Source organism: Spirillospora sp. NPDC127506 (assembly GCF_040302145.1).
Lineage (GTDB): Bacteria > Actinomycetota > Actinomycetes > Streptosporangiales > Streptosporangiaceae > Spirillospora.
The window spans coordinates 133,102-145,929 of the sequence record NZ_JBEORG010000003.1 but is presented as its reverse complement, the minus strand read 5'-3'; the positions used below and the strand labels follow the sequence as shown (position 1 = coordinate 145,929).

The 12,828-nt window shown below is 74.1% G+C and carries 14 protein-coding genes; 8 read left to right on the top strand and 6 right to left on the bottom strand.

Annotation, left to right across the window (positions count from 1 at the left end):
- Positions 1-21: 21 nt before the first annotated feature.
- The 4 genes from ABTW95_RS05060 to ABTW95_RS05045 are packed head-to-tail and all read right to left on the bottom strand — an operon-like array spanning position 22 to position 1,788.
- A complete protein-coding gene (locus ABTW95_RS05060) occupies positions 22-669 on the bottom strand; it encodes a D-sedoheptulose-7-phosphate isomerase (RefSeq protein ID WP_500224713.1) in 648 nt (215 codons plus the stop codon).
- Positions 666-878, bottom strand: coding sequence for a HypC/HybG/HupF family hydrogenase formation chaperone (locus tag ABTW95_RS05055; RefSeq protein ID WP_500224712.1), 213 nt, complete (start codon positions 876-878; stop codon positions 666-668). Before ABTW95_RS05055 ends, ABTW95_RS05060 begins: the two co-directional genes overlap by 4 nt.
- Positions 875-1,441: a phosphoheptose isomerase gene (locus ABTW95_RS05050; RefSeq protein ID WP_500224709.1), complete on the bottom strand. Its 567-nt coding sequence runs from the start codon at positions 1,439-1,441 to the stop codon at positions 875-877. The genes ABTW95_RS05055 and ABTW95_RS05050 overlap by 4 nt, the downstream gene beginning before the upstream one ends.
- Complete coding sequence (locus ABTW95_RS05045; RefSeq protein WP_500224707.1) at positions 1,354-1,788, bottom strand: helix-turn-helix transcriptional regulator; 435 nt, start codon at positions 1,786-1,788, stop codon at positions 1,354-1,356. Before ABTW95_RS05045 ends, ABTW95_RS05050 begins: the two co-directional genes overlap by 88 nt.
- 156 nt (positions 1,789-1,944) lie before the next feature.
- On the opposite strand from ABTW95_RS05045, the gene ABTW95_RS05040 reads away from it, so the two are divergent.
- From ABTW95_RS05040 to ABTW95_RS05020, 5 genes are all read left to right on the top strand, one after another.
- Positions 1,945-3,012, top strand: a complete 1,068-nt coding sequence (locus ABTW95_RS05040; protein WP_500224705.1) for a S1C family serine protease — start codon at positions 1,945-1,947, stop codon at positions 3,010-3,012.
- Positions 3,013-3,154: 142 nt separating this feature from the next.
- Positions 3,155-3,820 (top strand): TetR/AcrR family transcriptional regulator, encoded by a 666-nt coding sequence (locus ABTW95_RS05035; protein WP_500224702.1) that lies wholly within the window; start codon positions 3,155-3,157, stop codon positions 3,818-3,820.
- Positions 3,817-4,725 (top strand): ABC transporter ATP-binding protein, encoded by a 909-nt coding sequence (locus ABTW95_RS05030; protein ID WP_500224700.1) that lies wholly within the window; start codon positions 3,817-3,819, stop codon positions 4,723-4,725. The genes ABTW95_RS05035 and ABTW95_RS05030 overlap by 4 nt, the downstream gene beginning before the upstream one ends.
- Positions 4,722-6,380, top strand: a complete 1,659-nt coding sequence (locus ABTW95_RS05025) for an ABC transporter permease (protein ID WP_396453019.1) — start codon at positions 4,722-4,724, stop codon at positions 6,378-6,380. The genes ABTW95_RS05030 and ABTW95_RS05025 overlap by 4 nt, the downstream gene beginning before the upstream one ends.
- A 31-nt stretch (positions 6,381-6,411) precedes the next feature.
- Positions 6,412-7,014 carry an LOG family protein gene (locus ABTW95_RS05020; protein ID WP_500224699.1) on the top strand — a complete coding sequence of 201 codons (603 nt, stop codon included), beginning with the start codon at positions 6,412-6,414 and terminating at the stop codon, positions 7,012-7,014.
- Between the two features lie 7 nt (positions 7,015-7,021).
- Here ABTW95_RS05020 and ABTW95_RS05015 read toward each other — a convergent pair whose 3' ends face one another.
- Positions 7,022-8,830 carry a thiamine pyrophosphate-requiring protein gene (locus tag ABTW95_RS05015; protein WP_500224697.1) on the bottom strand — a complete coding sequence of 603 codons (1,809 nt, stop codon included), beginning with the start codon at positions 8,828-8,830 and terminating at the stop codon, positions 7,022-7,024.
- A gap of 34 nt (positions 8,831-8,864) precedes the next feature.
- Entirely contained in the window at positions 8,865-9,887 is a 1,023-nt protein-coding gene (locus ABTW95_RS05010) for an SDR family oxidoreductase (RefSeq protein WP_500224696.1), read from the bottom strand.
- Positions 9,888-10,192: 305 nt separating this feature from the next.
- On the opposite strand from ABTW95_RS05010, the gene ABTW95_RS05005 reads away from it, so the two are divergent.
- The 3 genes from ABTW95_RS05005 to ABTW95_RS04995 are packed head-to-tail and all read left to right on the top strand — an operon-like array spanning position 10,193 to position 12,821.
- Positions 10,193-11,188 carry a Gfo/Idh/MocA family protein gene (locus tag ABTW95_RS05005; RefSeq protein WP_500224695.1) on the top strand — a complete coding sequence of 332 codons (996 nt, stop codon included), beginning with the start codon at positions 10,193-10,195 and terminating at the stop codon, positions 11,186-11,188.
- A complete protein-coding gene (locus ABTW95_RS05000) occupies positions 11,185-12,165 on the top strand; it encodes an inorganic phosphate transporter (protein WP_500224692.1) in 981 nt (326 codons plus the stop codon). Before ABTW95_RS05005 ends, ABTW95_RS05000 begins: the two co-directional genes overlap by 4 nt.
- Positions 12,162-12,821: a DUF47 domain-containing protein gene (locus ABTW95_RS04995; protein WP_500224690.1), complete on the top strand. Its 660-nt coding sequence runs from the start codon at positions 12,162-12,164 to the stop codon at positions 12,819-12,821. The genes ABTW95_RS05000 and ABTW95_RS04995 overlap by 4 nt, the downstream gene beginning before the upstream one ends.
- Positions 12,822-12,828 lie beyond the last annotated feature (7 nt).

The window sequence follows — 12,828 nt, the reverse complement described above, 5'->3', positions numbered from 1 at the left end:
CGCCGCGCCGCGCGGCGAGCGTCACAGCTCCCCGCGCAGCGCGGACTGCGTCAGCTCCCACAGCACGTGGTACACCGTCGTCTGCGCCTCCTGGATCCGGTGGACGGACGCGGACGGCACGACGAACAGGTGGCGCACCCGGCCGGCCTCGGCCATCCGGCCGCCGTCGTAGCCCGCGAACCCCACGGTCAGCATGCCCAGCCGGTTCGCCTCGTCGAGGCCGCGCAGCAGGTTCTCCGAGCCGCCGCTGGTGGACAGCGCCATCGCGACGTCGTTCCGCGTTCCGAGCGCGGCGATCTGCCGGGCGAACACGACCTCGAACCCCACGTCGTTGGACAGCGCGGTCACCGACGCGACGTCGTGCGGCAGGGACAGCGCCGGCAGCGGCCGGGCCGGCGGGGGCGGGCTCGCGTGCAGTTCGGCGACCTGCCGCGCGTCGGTGCTGCTGCCGCCGTTGCCGAAGCAGAGCAGCCGCCCGCCGTCCGCGAACCGGGCGGCCGCGTCCCGCGCGCACCGCACCAGCCGGTCCCCGAGCGGCCCGGCGAGCGACGCGCGCAGCGCGACGATCTCGGCGGCCTTCTCCTCGGTCGACGCCCGGACGTCGGCGAGCACCGACTCGACGTCGGCCCCGTCCGCGTAGAGGAACGGATACAGCGACTCGACGCTCATGACCGCTCCCTCACGACGGCGATGGCCTCTCCGGCGTGGACGAGGACGACGTCGCCCGGCCCGGCGTCCACGAGCGCGACGCTGACCTCCTCCGGCCCGTTGCCGGTCTCGACGACGGCGAGCCCGCCGTCCCCGACCTCCCGCACCCGCGCCTGGACGCCCGCGTCCGAGCAGGTGATGCAGACCTCGTCGTGGCACGGCTCCGTCATCGGGCGGCCTCCCCTTCGAGCGTCCCCGGCTGGTCGAAGAACACGTGGACCAGCTCCCACAGGATGTGGTAGGCGGTGACGTGCACCTCCTTCACCACGCGCGGGTCGCCGGACCGCGCGATCAGGACGTGCCGGGCGGCGCCGCTCGCGGCGATGGCGCCGCCGTCCCCGCCCAGCAGCGCGACGGTCTCCATCCCGGTCGCGCGCGCCTCCCGCAGCGCCTCCAGCACGTCCGCGCAGTGCCCGTCGGCGGAGATGCCGAGCGCGATGTCGTCCGGCCGCCCGAACAGCCGCGTCCGCTCGGCGAACGCGCCGGGCAGGCACATCGCCGGCAGCGCGCGCTTCCCGACGACGACCGGGTGCGTGAACTCGACGGCGACGTGCTCGGCGTCCGCCGCCGCGCCGCCGGCGCCGAACACCAGGAGCTTCCCGCCGCGGTGGAAGCGCACCGCCATGTCCCGGCAGGCGCGCGCGATCAGTTCGGCGTCCCCGCCCAGCGCGCGCCCCGGGCCGGTCCGGCGGTCGAACGCGGCCTGGACCGCCGCGGCCGCTGCTGCTGCCATGTCCGCTCCTCACGGTCGGGCGGCCCCTCGCTCCACAGGGCCAGGAAGGAATCGAGGACGCCGCCGAAGCGGGCCAGGCTCGCCACGCGGGCGCGGAGGTCGGCGAGGCCCTCGGGCGTCAGCTCGTACCGGCGCCGGGCGGGCCCCGCGTCCGACGGCGTCCAGCGGGACGTCAGCAGCCGCTCCCGTTCCAGGTTGCGCAGCACCCGGTAGGCGTGTCCCGGCTCGACGCCCGTCACGCCCATCGCCGCGAGCCTCTCGATGAGGTCGTAGCCGTGGCCGGGCCGCTGGTGGATGAGGAGCAGGAGGAACGGCTGGAGCATGCTGCGGGTCTCGCTGCCGCACACGGGTCCCCCTCGCGCCTCGCCATCGGTTCCGCGGCGTATCGCCGGGCGGGATACGCCTAGCCGCGATGTGGCCGAAGTAACGCGGCAATACCAAAAGATGACCTCTTCAACGCCTGTTCTCTGGACGGTGGGAACTGTTCATTGCGGAGGTGGAGCGTGGACAGGAACGCGAGACTCAGGGCCTGCGCGCTGGCGGTTGCGGGGACGCTGGCGCTCGCAGGGTGCAGCGGCGGGGACGCCGAGAACGCCGCGTCGACGGCGGGGGTGCGGACGTCGGCGCCGGTCTCCGGATCGGGGCTGGAGCTGGAGAAGCAGTACGAGAAGGTCGTGGACGCCGTGCTGCCGTCGGTGGTGAAGATCCAGACCGACCGGGGGGAGGGCTCCGGCGTCGTCTACGACGGGCAGGGCCACATCGTCACGAACGCGCACGTGGTCGCGGGGGCGAGGAAGATCCAGGTGACGTCCTCCGGCGGGGGCGCGACGCTGGACGCCGACCTGGTGGGCGCGTTCGCGGCCGACGACCTCGCCGTCGTCAAGGTGAGCGGCGGCAACCTCAAGCCGGCGTCGTGGGGCGACTCGGGCAAGGCCCGGGTCGGGCAGATCGTCCTCGCGATGGGGAACCCGCTGGGGCTGGCCGGGAGCGTGACGAACGGGATCGTCTCGGCGCTGCACCGGACGGTCTCGACCAAGGGCGAGGGCGACTTCCAGGGGTCGACGATCGCCGACGCCATCCAGACGAGCGCGGCGATCAACCCGGGCAACAGCGGCGGCGCCCTCGTCACGCTGGACGGGCAGGTCATCGGCATCCCCACCGCCGCAGCGTCCGACCCGTCGGTCGGCGGGCAGGCCGCCGGCATCGGGTTCGCGACGCCGAGCAACACCGTCAAGCTGATCGTGCCGCAGCTCGTGCGGAGCGGGAAGGTGTCGAACTCCGGCCGGGCGGCGCTCGGCGTGACCGTCCGCACGATCGTCGACCCGCAGAGCGGGCGGCGGACGGCGGTCGCCGTCGTGGACGTCCAGAACGGCGGCGGCGCCGCCAAGGCGGGCATCCAGCCGGGCGACCTGATCCTTGCGGTCAACGGCACCGCGACGCCCGACCAGACGGCGCTGTCGTCGGTGCTCGCGAACCTCAAGCCGGGCGACGCGGCGAAGGTCGACCTCCAGAAGCCGGACGGCTCGAAGAAGACCGTCCAGGTGACGCTCGGGGAACTGCCCGGCGGCTGACCCCGGCCCCTCGGCCCCTGCCCGTCGGCCCCTGCCCGTCGGCCCCTGCTCGTTGACGGGGTGCGGCTCCCTTGACGATGGCCTGTACAAGAGTACAGTGTGCGGCTGTACAGGTTACTGAACATCGGTACAGGGGGTTGGGATGCCGGCCGAGCGAGCCGAGGATCTGACCGGGCGGGCCCGGATCAGGGACGCGGCGCTGCTGCAGTTCGCCGAGCACGGCGTGAAGGGCGCGACGATCCGCGGCATCGCCAAGGCCGCCGGGGTCTCGCCCGCCCTGGTGCAGCACCACTTCGGGACGAAGGAGGGGCTGCGCCAGGCGTGCGACCGGTACGTCATCGAGGTCATCCGCGAGACCAAGCGGGAGGCCCTCGGCGGCGGGATGGCCGACCCCGGCTTCCTGACGATCGCGATGCGGACGGCGCTGCCGGTCCAGCGCTACCTGGCCCGCGCCCTGACCGACGGCTCCGCGGCCGCGAACACGCTCTTCGACGACGCGGTGGCGTTCAGCGAGGAGCTCCTGGAGCGCGGGGCCCCCGGGATGGCCAGGCCCCGCACCGAGGACCTGCACGCCTACGCCACCGTGCTGACCGCGATGAGCGTCGGCATGGTCGTCCTGCACGACCACATCTCCCGTGCCCTCGGCGCCGACACGTTCACGGCGGAGGGCTACCCCCGGATGGCGCTCGCGACGCTGGAGATCCTCACCGACGACCTGCTGTCGCCGGAGCTGGTCGAGCAGACGCGCGCCGCCCTCAAGAACATGCCCGCCGCCGGCGGGCAGGTCCCCCACAAGGAGAACCGGTGACCGCGAACACGCCTCCGATATCCGTATCCGGCCTGGTCAAGAGCTTCGGCCGGACGCGCGCGCTGGACGGCCTCGACCTGACCGTCCAGGCCGGCGAGGTGCACGGCTTCCTCGGCCCGAACGGCAGCGGGAAGTCGACCACGATCAGGGTGCTGCTCGGCCTGCTGCGCGCCGACGCCGGCACCGTCCGGCTGCTCGGCGGCGATCCCTGGCGGGACGCGACCGAGCTGCACCGCAGGCTGGCCTACGTCCCGGGCGACGTGACGCTGTGGCCGAACCTGTCCGGCGGCGAGGTCATCGACCTGCTCGGCCGGATGCGCGGCGGCATGGACCCGCGCCGCAAGGCCGAGCTGCTCGACCGGTTCGAGCTGGACCCGCGCAAGAAGGGCCGCGCCTACTCCAAGGGCAACCGGCAGAAGGTGGGGCTGGTCGCGGCGCTCGCGTCCGACGCCGAGCTGCTGCTCCTCGACGAGCCCACCTCCGGCCTCGACCCGCTCATGGAGGAGGTCTTCCAGGAGTGCGTCCGGGAGGAGCGGCGCGCGGGCCGGACCGTCCTGCTGTCCAGCCACATCCTGTCCGAGGTCGAGGCGCTCTGCGACCGGGTGACGATCATCCGGAACGGCGTCGCGGTCGAGTCGGGGACGCTGGACGACCTGCGGCACCTGACCCGCACCTCGATCCACGCCGAGCTGGCCGCGCCGCTGGACGGCCACGCCCTGCCCGGCGCCCACGACGTCGAGGCCGACGGCACCACCGTCAAGTTCGAGGTGGACACTCCGCAGCTCGACGCCGCGCTCCGCGCGCTCACCGAGATCGGCGTGCGGAGCCTGGTCAGCCGCCCGCCGACGCTGGAGGAGCTGTTCCTGCGCCACTACAAGGACGAGCTGCAGGAGGCGGCGCGATGAGCGAGGCGGACCTGGGGGCGGCGGAGGCCGCGCCCCCGCGGAGGGCGCGGCTGAGCGCGCTGACCGGGACCGGCGGGCTGGCCCGGCTGATCCTGCGCCGCGACCGGTTCCTGCTGCCCGCCTGGGTCATCTGGCTCGCGGTGATCCCGCTCGGGTTCGTCGGCGCCACCGACAGCCTCTACCCGGAGGCCGCCGACCGGCTCCAGTACGCCCACACGACCGGGAACAACCCGACCTTCCTGGCCCTCTACGGGCCGCTGTACGGCACCGGCCTCGGCGGCATCATCGCGCAGCGCTCCGGCTTCATCCCGGTGGTGATCGGGCTGATCAGCGCGCTCACCGTCATCCGGCACACCCGCACGGAGGAGGAGGCGGGCCGGCGCGAGCTGCTCGGCGCGACCGTCACCGGACGCGGCGCCGGGCTCGCCGCCGCGCTCGTCGTGACGATGGCGGCGAACCTCGTCCTCGCGGCCCTGCTCACCGCCGGGATGGCCGCCCAGGGCCTCCCGTTCGCCGGGTCGCTGGCCTTCGGCCTGCAGATGGCCGCGGCGGGCTGGGTCTTCGCGGCCGTCGCGGGCGTCACCGCGCAGCTCAGCGAGGGCGCGGGCGCCGCGCGCGGAACGGCGATCGCGGCGCTCGGCGGGGCGTTCGCGGTCCGGATGGCCGCCGACGTCGGCGGCGCGGGCAACGCCCTGTCGTGGCTCGGCTGGGCGACCCCGCTCGGCTGGATCAACCGGATCCGCGCCTACGGCGGCGAACGCTGGTGGACGCTCGCGCTGGCGGCCGCGCTCACCGCGGCGCTGGTCGCCGCGGCCGGGGTGCTGTCGGCGCGCCGGGACGTGGGCGCGGGCGTGCTGCCGCCGAGGCTCGGGCCGGCCGGCGCGCCGGCCCGGCTGTCCGGCCCGTTCGGGCTCGCCTGGCGGCTGCAGAGCCGCCCGCTCTACGGCTGGCTGGCCGGGTTCGCCGCGCTCGGCGTCGTGTACGGCGCCGTCGCGGGCGGCGTCCGGGACATGGTGGAGGACAACCCGGACCTGGCCGAGATCTTCACGCGGATCGGCGGGCAGGAGGGCATCACCGACGCCTACTTCGCAGCCGTGATGGCCATGCTCGGCCTGATCGGGTCGGCCTACGCGGTGGCGGCCGTGCTGCGGCTGCGCACCGAGGAGACCGGGCAGCGCGCGGAGCCGCTGCTCGCCACCGCGACCGGGCGGCTGCGCTGGGCGTCCAGCCATCTGCTGTTCGCCCTGCTCGGCCCGGCGGCGCTGCTCGGCGTCGCGGGGTTCGCCGCCGGGCTGGCGCACGGCCTGGACACGGGCGATCCCGGCCGGGCGGTGCCGCGCGTCCTCGGCGCCGCGCTGGCGCAGCTGCCCGCCGTCTGGCTCGTCGCCGCGCTCGCGCTCGCGCTGTTCGGCCTGGTCCCCGGGCTGACCGCGGCCGGGGCCTGGGCCGGGGTGGCGCTCTGCGCGCTGGTCACGCTGTTCGGCGCCGCGCTCGGCCTGGAGCAGTGGGCCATGGACGTCTCGCCGTTCACCCACATCCCCAAGATCGGGGAGGACTTCACCGCCGTGCCCCTGGCCTGGCTGGTCCTGCTCGCCGCCGGCCTGTCCGCGCTCGGCCTCGCGGGCTGGCGGCGCCGGGACCTCGCGTCGCACTGAACGGCCCGCGCCGAGCGGTTAGATTGGCCTGGTGACTTCGCCCAAGCCCCTCGCCGTCTGCGTGTTCTGCTCGTCCAGCAGCAAGATCGACCCCGTGTACCGCGACCTCGCCGCCGAGGTCGGCGCCGAGCTGGCCAGGCGCGGGCACAGCCTGGTCAGCGGCGGCGCCCAGGTGTCGTGCATGGGCGCCGTCGCCCGCGCCGCGCGGGCCGGCGGCGCCCGCACCGTCGGGGTGATCCCGGAGGGCCTGGTCAGCGTCGAGATCTCCGACGAGGACAACGACGAGCTGATCGTCACGCCGGACATGCGCACCCGCAAGGGCGAGATGGACCGGCGCAGCGACGCGTTCCTCATCCTGCCCGGCGGCATCGGCACGCTGGAGGAGCTGTTCGAGGTGTGGACGGCCCGGGTCCTCGCGATGCACGAGAAGCCCGTCGTCATCCTCGACCCGACCGGCGTGTACGAGCCGCTGCGCGAGCTGATGAAGGGGCTCACCGAGCAGGGCTTCGCCCGCCCCCGGATCTGGGACGCCATCGGCTGGACGGCGACCGTCGCCGAGGCGTTCGACCTCCTGGAGCTGGCGCAGCCCCGCATCGAGTTCTCCCCGGAGGACTACGCCGAGGCGGAGCTCTGACGCGCCCCTAGGCGTCGTGCCTGCGGCCCGGCATGTTCTCGTACATGTCGGTGAGCTTCTGCCGGAAGCCGCGGGCCGCCATGCCGAGCCGCTGCGGGTCCTTGAGGCCGGCCTTGACCGCCTTCTTCGCCTGGTCCTTCATGATGTGCGGCGGGATCGGGGCGATCTCGTCGTCCACCACGAACTCCAGCACGACGGGCCGGTCGGCGGCCAGCGCCTCCTTCCACGCGTCGGCGACCTTCTCCGGGTCGTCGCAGTAGACGCCCTTGAGGCCGCACAGCTCCGCGTACTTGGCGTACTCGAAGTCCGGGATGCTCTGCGAGCCCTTGAACTTCGGGTCGCCGCCCATCGCGCGCTGCTCCCAGGTGACCTGGTTGAGGTCCTGGTTGTTGAACACTGCGAAGACGAGCGGCGGGGAGCCGCCCAGCCGGTCGGCGTACCGCTTGACGGTCAGCATCTCGTTCATGCCGTTCATCTGGAACGCGCCGTCGCCGACGAAGCAGATCACCGGGCGGTCCGGGAACGCGAACCGCGCCGCGATCGCGTAGGGGACGCCGGGGCCCATCGTGGCGAGCGTCCCGGACAGCGACGCCTGCATCCCGTCGCGGAGCTTGATGTGCCGGGCCCACCAGTTGGTGGCCGACCCGGAGTCGGCGGTGAGGACGGCGCCGTCCGGCAGCAGCGGCGACACCTCGTGCGCGACCGCCTGCGGGTTGATCTTGCCCTCGAAGCTCTGCGCGGCGCGCTTGGCCATCACCGCGTTCCAGGTGCGGACGTTCTCCTCGATCTCCTCGCGCCAGGACCGGTCCTCCTTGCGCTCCAGGAGCGGGATCAGCTCCCGGAGCGTCTCCTTGGCGTCCCCGACGACGTGCGCGTCCATCGGGTACCGGATGCCGATCATGCGGCCGTCGATGTCGATCTCGACGCCCTTGCAGCTGCCCTCGTCCGGCAGCCACTCGGCGTACGGGAAGCTCGTGCCGATCATGAACAGCACGTCGCAGTTCATGATCATCTCATCGCTGGCCTTGGAGCCGAGCAGCCCGATCGGGCCGGTGACGAACGGCAGGTCGTCCGGCAGCACCTCGCGGCCGAGCAGCGCCTTGGCGACGCCGGCGCCGAGCAGCTCGGCCGTCTCGATCAGCTCCGCCTGCGCGTTCGCCGCGCCCTGGCCGACCAGCATCGCGACCTTCCGCCCCTCGTTGAGGATCTGCGCCGCCTTGTGCAGCTCCTCCTTGTCCGGCAGGACGCGCGGCCGGCTCCACCCGACGCTGGAGTACACCGAGCCGTGCTCCTTGGGCGGCGACGGCACCGCCTCCGACTCCTGGACGTCCTCCGGAATGATGATCGTCGCGACGCCGCGGGTGGTGAGCGCCGTCTTGAACGCCCGGTCGATGATGTGCCGCATCTGCCCCGGCGCCATCACCACCTGGCAGTACTCCGACACGTCGGAGAACAGGTTCTCCAGGTTCACCTCCTGCTGGTAGTGGGTGCCCTGGGAGAGCCGCTTCTGCTGCCCGATGATCGCGACGACCGGCTGGTGGTCCAGCTTGGCGTCGTACAGCCCGTTCAGCAGGTGGATCGCGCCCGGACCCGACGTCGCCGTGCAGACGCCGACCTCGCCGGTGAACTTCGCGTGCGCGCACGCCATGAACGCGGCCATCTCCTCGTGCCGCGTCTGGATGAACTCGGGCTCGCCCTCGGCGCGGTCGAACGCGCCGAGCAGCCCGTTGATGCCGTCGCCCGGATACCCGTAGACCCGCTCGACGCCCCATTCGGTCAGCCGGTGGAGGGCATAGTCGGCAACTTGCTGCGCCATTGGTGTCTCCTCTGTAGTGATGTCGTCGTGCCCGTCAGCGGCGCAGCAGCCTCACCGCGCCCGCGGCCGCTCCGGCGGCTCCGGCCGTCGCGGCCCCCACCAGGTACTTGTGCCGCCCCGCCCACATCTGCGGGCTCGCCCCGTGCGCCCTGTCGTCGAACCGGCCGTGGCTGCCGCGGTCCTCGCCGGGCTCGTCGTCGGCGGGCTCCCACAGGTTCGCCGGACGGTCCGGCCGGGCGTCCTGCCCCGTCTGCTGGGACGAGTAGCCGGTCCGCGCCAGGTAGCGGTCGAGCAGACCGGCCGCGAGCCGGTTGCCGAGGATCGTCCCGACCGAGCTCGCGCCGATCCAGTACTCGCGCCGCGCCGGATGCTCGGCGGCGTACAGCAGCGCCTCCGCGGCGATCTCCGGCTGGTAGATCGGCGGCACCGGCTGCGGCCGCTTCGGCAGCCGCGACAGCACCCAGTCGAACTGCGGGGTGTTGACCGCCGGCATCTGCACCATCGTGACCTTCACGCCGCTGCCCTCGTGCATCAGCTCCGTCCGCAGCGACTCGTGGAAGCCCTTGATGGCGTGCTTGGCGCCGCAGTAGGCGCTCTGCAGCGGGATGCCCCGGTAGGCCATCGCCGAGCCGCACTGGACGATCACGCCGCGGTCGCGCGGCATCATCCGCCGGAGCGCGCTGCGGGTGCCGTTGACGTAGCCGAGGTAGGCGACCTCGGTGGTGCGCTCGAACTCCTCCGGCTCGATCTCCCAGAACGGCGCGAGCACCGAAGAGAAGGCGACGTTCACCCACACGCCGATCGGGCCGAGCTCCTCCTCGGCCCGCCGCGCGGCCTCCTCCACCCGGTCGCGGTCGGCCATGTCGACGCCGATGGGGAGCGCGCGCCCGCCGGCGGCCGCGACGTCGGCGGCGGCGCCGTCCAGCCCCGCCCCGCCGCGCGCCAGCAGCGCGATCTTCGCGCCGCGCCGGGCGAACGCCGTCGCGGCCGCCCGGCCGATGCCGCCGCTCGCGCCGGTGAGCACGACGACGGTGTCCTCGTCGACCTTGTGTTTCATGAAGCCCCCACAGCGGGTGGAATCGGCACAGAGACCCACTGCCCGCGACATGGGACCTATAACGCGGCGGAGGCCCCGTGCCGCACGTGCGCGACGGTCCGCGGGGCGCCGCCGGGCCGGCAGTCAGGTTGGGATGACTTCAGGTCAGAACGTCTAGATGTAAGAACAAAGTATTGACTGCCGGTTCGGCGCGGGCTACAAATGTGCCGCAAGCCACTGAAGATGACGAGCAGGTGAACGGCCGGTGTCGCCACCGGTCCGTCCGTCGGACTCGCCATCCGATCGGACAGGCCGTGGGAGGCACCATGCGGGTCGGACTGTTGGGCGCGGGACGGATCGGGGCGTGGCACGCGCGCCACCTGGGCGGTCATCCCCAGGTCGACACGCTGCTGATCGGCGACGCCGACGTCCGCCGCGCCGCGGCCCTCGCGGGGCCGATGGGCGCCGGCGCCGGCGACCCGGACACGGTGCTCGGCGCCGGGCTCGACGCGGTCGTCATCGCCACCCCGACCGCCACGCACGCCGAGCTGCTCGGCCGGGCCTGCGACGCGGGCGTCCCCGCGTTCTGCGAGAAGCCCGTCGCCTCGGACCTGCGCACGACGCTGGAGGTCCGCGACCGCGCGGCCGAGACCGGCGTCCCCGTGCACGTCGGCTTCCAGCGCCGGTTCGACGCCGGATACGCGGCGGCCCGGCAGGCCGTGCGGGACGGCCGCCTCGGCGCCCTGCACCGCGTCCACCTCGTCACCGCCGACCCGTCGCCGCCGCCCGCGGAGTACATCCGCTCGTCCGGCGGGATCTTCCGCGACTGCCACATCCACGACTTCGACATCCTGCGCTGGGTCACGGGCCGGGAGATCGAGTCGGTGACCGCCGTCGGCGCCAACCGCGGCGACGCCTACTTCGCGGACGCCGGCGACGTGGACAACAGCGCCGCGGTCCTCACCATGGACGACGGGACGATCGCCACCGTGCAGGGCTCGCGGTACAACGGAGCCGGATACGACGTCCGCATGGAGCTGGCCGGCACCGCCGGGACCTGGGTGGTCGGGCTGGACGAGCGCGCGCCGCTGCGGTCCGCCGAACCCGGCGTCGACTGGCCCTCCGGGGACCCGTGGACGGAGTTCCAGGAGCGCTTCGACCCCGCGTACGCGTGCGAGATTGGAACGTTCCTAGAGGTGGCCAAGGGCAACCTGCCGAGCCCGTGCACGGTGGAGGAGGCGCTGGAGGCGTTCCTCGTCGCCGAGGCCGCCGCGCTGTCGCTGCGCGAGGGCCGCCGGGTCGAGCTCGCGGAACTGCGATGATCTGGGCGGTGGCGTTCGCCGCGGTGGCGCTGGCCTTCGTCTGGGTCACCGGGGTCAACGACGGCGCGGCCCTGCTCGGGCTGAGCGGCCGCTACCCCCGCTCGTCCGGGCCGCTGCTGATGGGCCTCGCGCTGCTGCCGCTGGTGCTCGTCCCGCAGTGGACGGTCGCGGTCGCGCGGACGTTCACCGAAGGGCTCACCGACCTCGGCGACCGGCGCGGCGCGCTCGCGTTCCTGGCCGGCGTGACGGTCGCGCTCGTCGTCGTCGCGGCCCTGTCCCGGCGCGGGCTGCCGACCAGCCTGACCCTGGCGATCGTCGGCGGCATCGGCGGCGCCGGGCTCGGCACCGGCCTGGAGGTCTCCTGGCGCGGGCTCGCCACCGTCCTGCTCATCGGCGCGGCGGCCCCGCTCGCCGGCATCTCGGTCGGCTACGGGCTCGGGCTCGCGTCCCGGCGGATCCCGTCCTTCACCGGCATGCCCGGCGCCGTGCGGACCGCGCACGTCCTCGCCTACAGCGCCCAGTGCGCCGCCTACGCCGCCAACGACGGGCAGAAGATGCTCGCGGTCGTCAGCGTGGCGCGGCACGTCGTCTCCACGCGGCGGCTCGGCGCGATCGGACCCGTCCAGCCCACCCCCGTCGTGCTCGTCGCGATCGCGGTCGTGTTCTGCGCCGGCGCGCTCAGCGCCGTGCACCGGGTGGGGGAGCGGCTCGGCCGCGGGCTCGTGCTCGCCCGGCCGCTGCACATCGTGTCCACCGAGGCGGCGGCCGCCGCGTCCGTCGCGGCCAGCTCGATCGCCGGCGCGCCGGTCAGCATGACGCAGTCCGTCACCGCCGGGGTCGTCGGCGTCGCCGCCAGCGAGGGCGCCGCGCGGGTGCGCTGGCAGAACGTCCTCGGCATCGGCGCGGCCTGGCTGTTCACCCTCCCGCTGGCGTTCGCCGCCGGCGCGCTCGCCGGGCTGGCGGTGAGGGCGCTGTGAGCGCCGCCGCGCGGCCCGCCCGCCGGCTGCGGCTCGTCTGGGACGACCTGCGCGGCCGCTCCGGCGACCGGGTCGTCGGGCAGGTCGCCCGGCAGGTCCGCGCCGCCCGCGACGGCGCCGAGCTGGCCCGCGAGCTGGCCGCCGGCCGGGTCACGTCCGCCGCGGCCCGCGCCCGGATGGCCGAGATCGAGCACGCCGGCGACGCCGAGCGGGCCGCGCTCGCCGCGATGCTGCGCGGCGTCCTCGCCACCCCCATCGACCGGGAGGACCTCTACCGGCTCTCCCGCTCCGTCGACGACGTCCTGGACAACCTCCGCGACTTCGTCCGCGAGGCCGACATGTTCGGGCCGCCCGAGCTCGGCTTCGCCGCCGCGCCGCTGGACGCGGTGCTGGAGGGGCTGACCGCCCTCGACGCCGCCGTCCGGAAGGTCCTCGCCGAGCCCGCCGCGGTCACCATCGCGGCGCTGGGCGCCCGCAAGGCCGGCAACCGCGTCCGGGAGAACCGGCAGGCCGCGCTCGCGCGGCTGTTCGCCGGGCCGCTCGACATCGACGTCCTGCGCAGGCGGGAGCTGCTCGACCGGCTCGACGCGGTGGGGCGGCGCTTAGGCGAGGCGGCCGACGCGCTGTCCGACGCGATGCTCAAACGCAGTCACTGATCCTTCA